The 11666-nt window shown below is 58.8% G+C and carries 9 protein-coding genes and 1 pseudogene; 5 read left to right on the top strand and 5 right to left on the bottom strand.

The window, feature by feature from the left end; genetic code table 11:
• Nucleotides 1-58 precede the first annotated feature (58 nt).
• Complete coding sequence (locus KI797_RS13405) at nucleotides 59-247, top strand: hypothetical protein (protein ID WP_043130089.1); 189 nt, start codon at nucleotides 59-61, stop codon at nucleotides 245-247.
• A gap of 61 nt (nucleotides 248-308) precedes the next feature.
• Here the strand turns inward: KI797_RS13405 and KI797_RS13400 are convergent, their stop codons facing one another.
• Together KI797_RS13400 and KI797_RS13395 are read right to left on the bottom strand one after the other, a co-directional pair.
• Nucleotides 309-599: a hypothetical protein gene (locus tag KI797_RS13400; protein WP_182310503.1), complete on the bottom strand. Its 291-nt coding sequence runs from the start codon at nucleotides 597-599 to the stop codon at nucleotides 309-311.
• A gap of 217 nt (nucleotides 600-816) precedes the next feature.
• Complete coding sequence (locus KI797_RS13395) at nucleotides 817-2961, bottom strand: putative bifunctional diguanylate cyclase/phosphodiesterase (RefSeq protein ID WP_226169676.1); 2145 nt, start codon at nucleotides 2959-2961, stop codon at nucleotides 817-819.
• Between the two features lie 465 nt (nucleotides 2962-3426).
• Here KI797_RS13395 and KI797_RS13390 point away from each other — a divergent pair.
• Nucleotides 3427-4014: pseudogene (locus KI797_RS13390) on the top strand (histidine phosphatase family protein).
• 48 nt (nucleotides 4015-4062) lie between these two features.
• On the opposite strand, the gene KI797_RS13385 reads toward KI797_RS13390, so the two are convergent.
• Nucleotides 4063-7206, bottom strand: coding sequence for a DUF3427 domain-containing protein (locus tag KI797_RS13385; RefSeq protein ID WP_226169674.1), 3144 nt, complete (start codon nucleotides 7204-7206; stop codon nucleotides 4063-4065).
• A gap of 154 nt (nucleotides 7207-7360) precedes the next feature.
• On the opposite strand from KI797_RS13385, the gene KI797_RS13380 reads away from it, so the two are divergent.
• Entirely contained in the window at nucleotides 7361-7828 is a 468-nt protein-coding gene (locus KI797_RS13380; protein ID WP_226169672.1) for a hypothetical protein, read from the top strand.
• Nucleotides 7829-7943: 115 nt separating this feature from the next.
• The gene (locus KI797_RS13375) at nucleotides 7944-8312 is read left to right on the top strand and encodes a VOC family protein (protein ID WP_226169670.1); all 369 of its coding nucleotides are present in this window, start codon (nucleotides 7944-7946) and stop codon (nucleotides 8310-8312) included.
• A gap of 25 nt (nucleotides 8313-8337) precedes the next feature.
• On the opposite strand, the gene KI797_RS13370 is transcribed toward KI797_RS13375, so the two are convergent.
• Entirely contained in the window at nucleotides 8338-8541 is a 204-nt protein-coding gene (locus tag KI797_RS13370) for a DUF3955 domain-containing protein (protein WP_226169669.1), read from the bottom strand.
• Between the two features lie 186 nt (nucleotides 8542-8727).
• Nucleotides 8728-10086 carry an NADP-specific glutamate dehydrogenase gene (gene gdhA / locus KI797_RS13365; protein WP_226169667.1) on the bottom strand — a complete coding sequence of 453 codons (1359 nt, stop codon included), beginning with the start codon at nucleotides 10084-10086 and terminating at the stop codon, nucleotides 8728-8730.
• A gap of 555 nt (nucleotides 10087-10641) precedes the next feature.
• Here gdhA and rluF point away from each other — a divergent pair.
• Entirely contained in the window at nucleotides 10642-11655 is a 1014-nt protein-coding gene (gene rluF, locus KI797_RS13360) for a 23S rRNA pseudouridine(2604) synthase RluF (RefSeq protein WP_005332706.1), read from the top strand.
• Nucleotides 11656-11666: the final 11 nt, after the last annotated feature.

Raw genomic sequence — 11666 nt, 5'->3', positions numbered from 1 at the left:
GACCGGTTATTTTACGGTCAGGAGTGTTGTTGATGGGATGTAACAAAGGGATGTGCATATGGAACTGGAAAGGGACCCGAGATGCTATACCGACGTCTGTATCGACGGTAAGTGGTATCACTACGATCATTGCAGCACCCACGTCTACATGCTGATGGGGGGCGCGGCGCCGAGCCTGCAACTGGCCTGTGAGCCCGGTAGCGAAGAGGAGCTGATCGCCATGCTCCAGCAACTGACCCGCGGCTGAAGCAGGGCTGTCTCATGGCCATCGGGCAACACGCCGCGATGGCCACCTTCTGTTTTTCCTGTCAGCCGTTCGTCTTGCGGCCAAACAGCTTCTTGCCCATCTCCATCAGGGCGCTCGCTGCGGCATAGCTGCTGTCTGACTTGCCCACCTCGTCCGCCACATAAAGGAAGTCTGACTTGTACTTCTCCACCGCCTCCTGGGGGTTGGTGGCATCGATGAAGTCCTCCTGCACCTCGAACCCCTGTGCCAGCAGCTCAGCCTTCTCCGCCAGAAAGCTGGGGGAGGCCATGTCGACATAGGTGTACTGCTGCCGGTTGGAAGCCGGAATGCTGAAAAACTGGTATCTGGCCATCTGTGTTCCTCGCTTGCGCGGCGTTGTCTTGATGTGATCGGCTCTCGCCGAACGGCCCCTTATTTGCCGTCTGTGCAAGGGGTGGAAAGTAACATTCGAGTCTTTGTTGGGCAGCCTATCCCGAGTCAGCGAGAGATGCAATTGGAGAACGTATTCGGGGAAGGGAAGGGGCGAGCGCAGCAGAGGGCAATGGAATAGCGCCTGCGTCAGGTTGGGCTCAGGCGAGCACGCCACCCGCATAGGGATCTCGGTGAGGCTCATCGATGTGGCTGTGGGCCAGCAGCTGTTCCCCCGGCATGGGGCGCCCGAGCAGATAGCCCTGCAGGGTGTCGCAACCGAGCTCGGTCAGCAGGGTGCGCTGCTCGGGGGTCTCCACCCCCTCAGCCACGATGCGCATGTCCAGGGCCTGACCCAGGGCGATGATGGCGGCGATGATGGTGGCATCATCCCCCTCGTGCGTCAGGGTGGCGACAAAGCCCCTGTCAATCTTGAGCTCGTTGGCAGGGAAGCGCTTGAGGTAGAGCAGGCTGGAGTAGCCGGTGCCGAAGTCATCGATGGAGATGCCGAGCCCGAGCTCGGCCAGGCGATTGAGGATGGCCAGGCTCTCCTCGGCGTTCTCCATGGCGGTGGATTCGGTGATCTCCAGGGTGAGGTGGCGCGCCTCGAGCCGGTGGCGACGCAGGGCACCCTCCACCTCTTGCAGCAAACCGGGGCTGGCCAGCTGTATGGTGGAGAGGTTCACCGCCACGCTCCAGTCGTGATGACCCGCTTCCCGCCAGCGGCTCATCTGACGGCAGGCCTCATCCAGTACCCAGTTGCCGATGGGGATGATGAGCCGGGTCTTCTCCGCCAGCGGCAGGAAACGGGCCGGGGAGATGGTGCCATATTCCGGATGCTGCCAGCGCAGCAGCGCTTCGGCGCCAACCACCTGGCCGCTGCGGGCGTGGTACTTGGGCTGATAGTGCAGGACCAGTTCCCCCCGCTCCAGGGCATGGCGCAGCGCCTGTTGCAGCAAAAACTGCTGGTGGGCGTTGGCATTCATGGCGCTGTCGAAGCAGTAGTAGCCGTTGCGCCCTCGCTCCTTGGCGTAGTACATGGCGGCATCGGCGTTGAGGGTCAGCTCGTGCAGGCTGGTGCCATCCTGGGGATAGACGGCGATGCCGATGCTGGCGGTGATGTGCAGGCTGTGATGCTCCCACTCATAGGGCTGGGCCAGGGCGGCCAGCAGGCGCTCGGCGAAGGCCGTGGTCTGGCTCAGGTCCCCCGGCGCCAGTGCCAGCACGAACTCGTCCCCGCCAAAGCGCGAGGCGGTGTCGCTCCCCCCAAGCAGCGCGGTGATCCGCGCCGCCACCTCGGCCAGCAGTAGATCCCCGGTGTGGTGGCCGTGGGCATCGTTGATGATCTTGAAGCCGTCGAGATCGAGAAATAGCAGGGAGAAACTGCGCTGGCTGTGCTGGCACTCCTGGATGCGCTGCTCCAATCGGGTGGCAAACAGCAGCCGGTTCGGCAGCCGGGTCAGGCTGTCATGGAGCGCCAGCTTGATCAGCTCGTCGTGGGCCAGGTGCAAGGAGGTCGAGAGACGGGCGGCGTGGGCATCCAGCATGGAGAGCACCAGGGCGATGGCGAACACCGCCAGGGTCACGATGATGATGATGGTCGCCAGCCACTGGGTATTGAGGCCGGTATAGAGGGCGCCGCACAGGCTCCCCTGTGGGAACTGGGCTGCCGCCATGCCGGTGTAGTGCATGCCGATGATGGCGGCTCCCATCACCAGGGAGGCGACGGCCTTGCGAAAGAAGGCGCGGGGCGTGCTGTTGCGCAGCCGAAACGCAATCCAGAGCGCGGCGCCGGAGGCGAGCACGGCGATCAGGATGGAGAGCGCGAAGAGGCCGCGGTGGTAATGAATGCCGGGATTTATCTTCATGGCCGCCATGCCGATGAAGTGCATGGTGGCGATGCCTGCCCCCATCAGCAGGGCGCCCCCCGCTATGTGGCGCCAGGGCAGCTCGGGGCGGCTCACCAGCCAGAGTGCGAAGGCCGACGAACCGATGGCCGCCACCAGGGAGAGCGAGGTCAGGGTCAGATCGTAGCCCAGCGCGATGGGCAGGTTGAAGGCGAGCATGCCGATGAAGTGCATGGACCAGATGCCGAATCCCATGGCGAAGGCGCCCCCCGTGAGCCAGAGGGCGGCGGCTCCTCCCTGACTCTGGCTCACCCGGCTTGTCATGTTGAGCGCCGTGTAAGAGGCGAGCACCGCCACCAGGATGGAGAAAAACACCAGATCCTGGCTGTAATAACTGTCGAGCATGGGGTGGGTCGCGGTCACTTCATTCACTCTGGGATGGAAAACGGCCTGAGCCATGGCCGGACTGGAGAAGAAAATCGGGCTGGGGATTGTACACCAGGGGCGTCCCAAATCGCCCAGCTATACGCACCAAAATGGACCCTGGATCAGCGTAAAAGCACTGAATTTATCCCTTGATGGCAAGGCCCTCCCGCGCCCTGTCCAAAGGCGGGTTCCAAATTTTCCCGTTTGGAAAACAGGGGCATGGAAAATCTGGGAATAGATAGCTCCGGTCGTGACCTGCTATTGAAATACGGCTCAGGGAGAGTCCTGGAGCTGCTTTGTAGTGCTGGCCCCTCCATTCATGTGAGGCGCTTTGGACGTGGTGCTTGTTGCCGTACAGTTGCGTTCACCATGACCATTGGGATGTGATGTCACAGTGCCATATAGGTATCTGGCTTCGTCTGCGCCTTGGTTGACCCGACACATCTGTTATCATGCGTCTCCCGCTTTCGTTATCTCGTTGAACCTGCAGGAGAAAGCATGTCTCGAACCCTCTATTTGCTGCGCCACGGCCAGACCCGTTACAACGCCGAATTGCGGTTGCAGGGACGCTGCAACTCGGATCTGACCGCTAGGGGCGAAGCCCAGGCCCTCGCCATGGGGGCCCGCCTGGCAGATCTCCTGGCTGAGCCCGCGTGCTGGACCCTCTATGCCAGCCCCCTTGGTCGTGCCCGTCAGACGGCGGAGCGGGTATGCCAGCAGCTTGGCTTGGATAAGGAACGCATCGTGTGGGACGAACGGCTGGTGGAGCTGGGCATGGGGGAGTGGGAGAGCCGCCGGGTTCCCGAGCTGTTGGCGGCCCATCCTGAGCTCGATCTGGAAGAGCCGGATTGGTATCTGCAGGCCCCGAATGGAGAGAGCTTCCAGAGCATTCAGCGCCGGGCCCAGGCATGGCTGTAGGACGAAGGCATTGCCAAGCATGCCATCGTCGTCTCCCACGGTCTCTTTGGCGCCATGCTGCGCGGTGCCTATGCCGATCTGGATTACATCACCACCTGGACACAAGAGCTGCCGCAGGATGCCTTCTTCAAGCTCAGTGGCGGCCGCATAGAGCGGATTTCCTGCTGACCACGCGAAGACGGCCCGCCCTTGACGGGCCCTGTTGTGATTGCTCGTTCAGCCAACCGCCAATTTGGCAGCTTCTTTCCACATAAAGGGCGGCATCGGGGTAGTGAGACGCCATTTAATGTTCATTGGTTGGCTTCCGCTATGAGTGACGTACTCCACCTCACCAAAATTCACAAAGCCAAGGGTGCGGCCAAATTCATCCTTGCTCTGCTCACGGACGAACAAAAACAAGCGCTTACCCTCTGCTCTGTGGTTTATGTAACTCAGACCTTTACCCCGCTCGGGACGAGCGCTATTTTGGCTCTGCCAATGAAACAGCGACTCGTTGATGGCGTAGTCGTGATAACGGGTGGTGGGGGAGAAGTGCTGCTCCGTTTTGTTCAGAGTCACGAACAGCAACTCGATATTTTGCTCTGCGATGACATATACCCCTTCGCGAGCAGGGGGTTGCTGCGCGAAGGTGGTCGCGCCAAAGCCAACCAGCACCTGCTCTCTGGCATAGCGAGCATGCAGTTGCAGCGGATTACCGGGAAGATCTGGCATGGCTCGTTGTTCGTGCTGCACCCGGTTGATCAGCATGGGCAACAGGTCTGCCAACTCGGCCCTTAACGCTGGTTGATTGAGTTGTTTCAGGCTGTGCGCCAAGGAGCTAAAGCCTGCGTTGGGGCCGCTCTGTTGCCAGAAGTCGTAATGGCACATCAAGGCCATGCGCTCATCGTACTCGGTCGTTAAGGTAAAGGCCTCTTCCAACAAGGTTTGTAAGAAGTTCAAGTAATGGAGCGCATCGCAGCCCAATAGCCTGGTTTTGATGGCCCGGGTGTAGAGGGTAGATAGCTTCTCATCGCTCATTTCAGAAACGCTATTGTTGTGGGCCTGTTTGACCAAGGCGCTCCAATTGCCGCGCTTGTAGATCTCCTCAAGGCTGATGTGAGGGTAAAACTTCAAAAAGTTCGCCAGCGTCAGCGGTAAATCACAGTCCTGTGAGAAACGGCGGATCAGGCCCATGAGGCGCGAGGTATTGAGGGTCGCCTTCTTGATATTGCTCAGGATTAACTCTTGGGTCTGTTTTGAGAGCTCGATGCGACAACCCAAGGGGGCGTGAGGGAAGCCCTGTTTGATTTCGTGGCTGATCGCCTTATTGGTTTTACCCACCAGTGCCCGGAATTTCTGGGCAAAGTCATATTCCGCATGGGCATTGCCAACAAAGTCTAACACGGTGCAGCACTCTTTATCGCTCGCCAGCCGCAGGCCCCGCCCTAATTGCTGCAAGAAGATGGTGAGGCTTTCCGTTGGTCTTAAAAACAGCAAGGTATCGACTTCCGGGATATCAACCCCTTCGTTGAAGATATCCACCACGCAGAGAATATTGATAACGCCGGAACGCAAATCTTGTTGTTTACTATGCCGCTCGTCTCGGTTATCGCTGGTGAGGATGTCAGTCTTGATGCCCTTCAATAGAAATGCCTTGCGCATAAAGTCGGCATGTTCACGGCTCACACAAAATGCCAGTGCTTTGATCTTGGTAATATCGGTGACGATCTCATAGAGGCTCTGGACTATCTTCTGTACCCTCTGTTGATTGTGGGTATAGATATTGGTGAGCTCACTAATGTCATAACGGCCATTTTTCCAAGTCACTTGGCGCAAGTCAGTATCATCATCGATGCCAAAATATTGGAACGGACAGAGATGGCGACGATTAATGGCCTCTGGCAAACGGATCTCTGCTGCGATCACACCACAAAAGTCAGCGAGAATATCACCGCCATCATGGCGCTCTGGTGTTGCGGTCAATCCCAACAGAATGTGAGGATCAAAGGCGGCGAGCAAACCACGATAACTGGCCGCCGCAATATGGTGAACCTCATCAATGACGATGTAATCGAAATAGTCTGGGCTAAGGCGCAACGTAGCCATTTGATTATTCAAGGATTGCACTGAGGCAAACAGTTGATGGTAGTGGGTTGGCACGGCCCCACCGACCAAGAGTTCACCAAAATGAGATTGCTTGAGCACACCGCGGTAAGAGGCCAATGCTTGGCGCAAGATCTCCTCTTTGTGGGCGACAAACAGAAACTTGGCGTCGGGTTTGGTTTTCAGAAAACGCGCAAAATCAAAGGCGGAGATCAGGGTTTTGCCCGTCCCAGTGGCAGCCACCACCAAGTTACGAAAGCGCTGGTGTAAAGCGCGCTCCATCGCCAATTGCTCAAGGATCTCCTGTTGATGGGGAAATGGCGTGAGATCAAAGAAATAGGCAGGGCTATTTTTGTCCCCATCCCCACGGGCATCTTGCAGCGCATGCTGTAATTTTGTACGGCTTTCGAGCTTGCCATCAAACAGCTCAAAATCATCGGATTCCCAATAGGTTTCAAAGGTACTCAGGAATTTCTCGATAATATGCGGGATCTCTTGCGAGGTGATTTTTAGGTTCCACTCCAAGCCACTGGTGAGGGCAGAGTGAGAGAGATTGGATGAACCTATATAGCCGGTATGAAAGCCGGTATTCCGGCAAAAGAGATAGCTCTTGGCATGCAACCGCTCGCGCTGGGTGTTATAGCTGAGTTTGACTTCGGTATTGGGTAGGCTGGCTAAAAATTCAACCGCCTTGGCGTCGGTTGCCCCCATATAAGAGGTGGTAATCACTTTTAATTGGCGGCCGCTGCGAGTGAACTCCTCCAGCTCATGACGGAAAATACGGATACCTGCCCATTTGATAAATGAGACCAGCCAGCAGATGCTATCTGCCGATAATATCTCCCGTTTAATCTCCGACTCCATCGATAAACCCGCATTACTGCCGCAGAACAGCTCACTTTGCGTTAGACCTGTCAGAGGGAAAACATCTTCGGCATATTGCTTTAAATTGGCTGAGATGGGGTTATCCAACTGGTAGAGCGCCGTCAGGATTTTCCCCTGACTATCGATGAGATTCTCGCCAATAAAGTCTGGGTCTTGTGTGCGATCCTTTAGCCAAAGCAATAACTGGTTGGCCAGTTCAATTTGCCGTTGCAGCTGATCCTCTCCAGTGACCGAACCCACCGCATATTCCAAAACCCGACTCAGAAATCGTGATAACCAGACAGCCGCTTCGGCAGGCTCAAGTTGGCGTTCCCCGACGTAAAAGCGCTCACGGTCGAGTCGAGATGTCAGCAGTTGAGTAATGAGTTGTTCATAAATACCGCATTGTTGCATCGCACACTGGCCTTGAACGTTGTACAGGAGGGTGGCGAGCAGAGTATCATTTTTTCCAACCAAATCAGTAAGCTGTTGTCGCTTGTTACTCGTTTGAAAATCGGCCCGATTTTTCGTGATACAGCTCGGCAGTGACAACCACAGGGAGGTGGTGATGGATCCGGTTTCTTACCTTTTTTCGGCTTATCTCAATCTGGTGCAGCAGCAGGTGACGGATATCTATGGCACCGAGGTCAAGGCGCTGGTGGTGCCATATGAGGGGGAGCAAGTTCCCTTCTCTTATCAGCTCTGGCAGATCAAACAGAACAGCGTCTGCCGTCCCTATGAGCAGGATGTGCGGCGCTTCAGTCAGTGCACGGTCAAGGCGCAGGCGCTGTTTGGCAAGTTGTGCGATGAGTTGTCGCGCCAGGATGACAGCAGTTGGCAGCTCCCTAAGTTCCGCACCATGTACTGCTCGGCTGCTGTCGGCTATCGCCCCATGATTGCGGAGATCGCCGATGCCAAGCAGAGCCCGGCGAAGCTCGCGGAGCGGGCCTGCAATCAGGCCATTCTGGCGGCCATGGAGAGCGAGGACGAAGCACTGCTGGCCCAACGAGACAAGGCCTGCGCCGCCGTACGATAAGGTGTATTTCCCTGATAAAAGAAATGGTTAGGGATAATGGATGTGCGCCAAGGCACAGTCTCTGCCAAGGGGACTGGGTATGATGGGGTGGCAATCACCACCACAGGGAGCATGCATGATCAGCCATATCGACCATCTGGTATTGACGGTGAGCGACATCGAGCGGGCGGTAGCGTTTTACAGCGGCGCCTTCAAGATGGAGCCCATCACCTTCGGGGCGGGGCGCCGGGCCCTGCGTTTTGGCAACCAGAAGATCAATCTGCAATTGCTGGGGGAGGAGCGGCGCAACCGGGCTCAGGTGGGCTCGGGGGATCTCTGCCTCATCACCCGCTGGCCCCTGGATCAGGTGATGGTCCAGCTCGCGAGCCAGGGGGTCGAGATAGTGGAGGGGCCGGTGACAAAAAGCGGTGCCTGCGGCCCCATCGAATCGGTTTATTGCCTGGACCCGGATCAGAACCTCATCGAGATCAGCCGCTATCGCTGAGTGCCTCTGGCGCGTCACAACGGGTTTATTCCCCCTTGGCGAGGAGTCTGCGCAGCAGAGGGCGCAAGGTGAGCACCATGCCGATGAAGAGCAGCAGATAGCCCAGGGGCAGCAGGGCAAAGGGCTCGTGCAGGAACCCCTGTGCATCCACTGTGGTGCCAAGCAGGTTGAAGGCCACAAAGCAGCCGAGCCCGGCCAGGAGCAGGAGGGCGCCTATGGTCGTTGTCATCTCGTTGTCCTCGTTCGCGCATGAAAGAGGAGTGAGGGTGTCATGGCTGGGTGAAGTGGGCGTGAAGTAGCGCCGGGCATGCAACCTGCGATCGCCCAGATTAAAGCGACAGCGATGCATCTAACACAACAGGGCAGCCATGGGCTGCCCTGTTGCTTTGTGGGGCGTTTCGGGGAGTGGCGGGAACTAGCAGACCCCTTGCGCCAGCATGGCGTCGGCCACTTTGACGAAGCCGGCGATGTTGGCGCCGCTTTCGTAGTTCACATGGCCGTCATCCTGGCCCTGATCCACCTGGCCGTAGCGCACGCAGGTGGCGTGGATGCTGGTCATGATCCCCTTGAGGCGGGCGTCCACCTCCTCCCGGGTCCAGGAGAGGCGCTGGGCATTCTGGCTCATCTCGAGACCAGAGGTGGCAACCCCGCCTGCGTTGGCGGCCTTGCCTGGGGCGAACAACACCCGGGCGTCGTGGAAGAGGCGGATGGCGGCGGCGCTGGAGGGCATGTTGGCCCCCTCGGCCACCAGCTGCACGCCATTCGCGATCAGGGCGGCGGCATCCGATGCATCCAGCTCGTTCTGGGTGGCGCAGGGGAGGGCGACGTCGGTCGCCAGGTGCCAGGGGGTGCGACCAGTGAAGAACTCCAGCCCCAGCTCATGGGCGTAATCCGCCACCCGCTTGCGCTGCTCGTTTTTAAGCTCCATCAGGCGTGCCAGCTTCTCGGGGGTGAAGCCGTCGGGATCATAGACGGTGCCGCCGGAGTCGGAGGCGGTGATGACACAGGCGCCGAGCGCCATCGCCTTCTCGATGGCGTACTGGGCCACGTTGCCCGAGCCCGACACCGAGACCCGCATGCCATCGAGGGACTGGCCGCGATGGGCCAGCATGGCCTCGACGAAGTAGAGCAGGCCGTAGCCGGTGGCTTCCGGGCGGATCAGGCTGCCGCCAAAGGAGAGTCCCTTGCCGGTGAAGACGCACTCGGCGCTGTTGGTGAGCTTCTTCATCATGCCCGCCATGTAGCTCACCTCACGCCCGCCGACCCCGATGTCACCGGCCGGCACGTCTGTGTTGGCCCCGAGGTGGCGATAGAGCTCCAGCATCAGCGCCTGGCAGAAGCGCATCACCTCTCCCTCGCTCTTGCCCTTGGGATCGAAATCGCTGCCCCCCTTGCCGCCGCCCATGGGCAGGGTGGTGAGGGCATTCTTGAAGGTCTGCTCGAAGGCGAGGAATTTGAGCACCGAGAGATCCACCGAGGGGTGGAAGCGCATGCCTCCCTTGAAGGGACCGATGGCGCTGTTGTGCTGAATGCGGTAGCCACGGTTCACCCGCACCTGACCCTGGTCATCGACCCAGCTCACCCGAAACTGGACGAGGCGCTCGGGCTCCACCAGCCGCTCCAGCAGGCCGTGTTGCAGGTAGCGGGGGTGACGCTCCACATAGGGCCAGATAGAGGCGACGACCTCACTCACCGCCTGGATGAACTCGGGTTGGTGGGGGTTGCGGCTGGCCACCTGGGCCAGGAATGCCTCCTGAGAGAGGGAATGACTCATCTGTAACTCCTGTAATAAAGGGAAATTGGCCTCTTGCCAGAGAAGGGTCGGCGCCGCACCCCGCTTTATATTCGACGGTGAAAGTGAATGCGGATAAAAATTTGTTTCGTGGCGGTAATTGCCGACAATGATGGCGGTGACGCCGCTACATGGCCGACACGAACGTGATAATTCGCGCTGACGAAAATCTTTTTATGCATTTTTAGTCAATAAATAGCAAGTTTTAGTTCATCCCTCTCTATGGGTATCCTTCGACGCTCTCTGCGATCGCTGGCTTGTCGCTCATTGCTGGGTTGGGGAGAGGAGGGCGGGAGCATGGGCAAGATGGGGCGGATGGCAGGATCCGATGCACGGGGCGGGGCAAGGGATGGCGCAATATGCTACTGTAGCGGCGTTTTTTTGAAGAAAGGGCGGCCTTGCCCTTTTGAAGAGACTGATTGCAGGCGCTTTTTGTAGATTCTTTTTGTAGATGGACATGTATGCAGACTAACCCGACCATGACCTGGCTGACTGAGCCGCCACTTCTTTTGAACTCCACTATCTGGCAGGTGACCCATGCTGGCCGATGAATCCATGCGCCTGAACAAATACATCAGCGAGAGCGGCATCTGCTCCCGTCGTGAGGCCGATCGTTTTATCGAGCAGGGCCATGTCTACATCAACGGCAAGCGGGCCGGGATCGGCGATCAGGTATTTGCCGGGGATCTGGTCAAGGTCAACGGTCAGGTGATAGAGGCGCGGGAGGCGGACAGCCTGGTCTTCATCGTGCTGAACAAGCCGGTGGGCATCGTCTCCACCACGGAGGCGGGGGAGAAAGACAACATCGTCGACTTCGTCAACCACAGCACCCGCATCTTCCCCATAGGGCGCCTCGACAAGGACTCCCAGGGGCTCATCTTCCTCACCAACCACGGGGATCTGGTGAACAAGATCCTGCGGGCGGGCAACGATCACGAGAAAGAGTACCTGGTGACCGTGGACAAGCCGGTGACCGACGAGTTTATCCGGGGCATGGGGGCCGGGGTGCCCATCCTCGGCGCCGTCACCAAGAAGTGCAAGGTGAAACGAGAAGCCCCCTTCGTATTTCGTATCACGCTGGTACAGGGGCTGAACCGCCAGATCCGCCGCATGTGCGAGCACTTCGGCTTCGAGGTAACCAAGCTCGAGCGCATCCGCATCATGAACGTCAGCCTCAAGGGGTTGCCGGTGGGGGAGTGGCGCGACCTTACCGACGACGAGCTGATCGAGCTGTTCAAGCTGATTGAAGACTCCTCCTCCGAGGTGAAACCGGCCAAGGGGGAGAAACCCAAGACCCCGGCGGCGCAAACCACCAAACCGGCTCAGGGGAAGAAGCCGCGCCGCGACGACGATCACGAGATTGGCGGGCGCCCCAATGTGCCGGGCCCGGAGGCCTTCGAGAAGAAGAGCCCCGCAGGCAAGGGCGGCGCAGGCAAGGGAGTAGCTGCTAAAGGCGCCGCTGGCAAGGGGGCCCCGACCAAGGGGGGCAAGCCGACCACTGCGGGCAAACCGCGCACCAACCAGGGTGGACGGCAGAAGAAGGGGCGCTAAGGCGCCCCGTC

This window comes from Aeromonas media, assembly GCF_020423125.1.
Lineage (GTDB): Bacteria > Pseudomonadota > Gammaproteobacteria > Enterobacterales > Aeromonadaceae > Aeromonas > Aeromonas media.
Note: the sequence above shows the minus strand (reverse complement) of the source record. Positions and strands in the feature narration are given on the sequence as shown.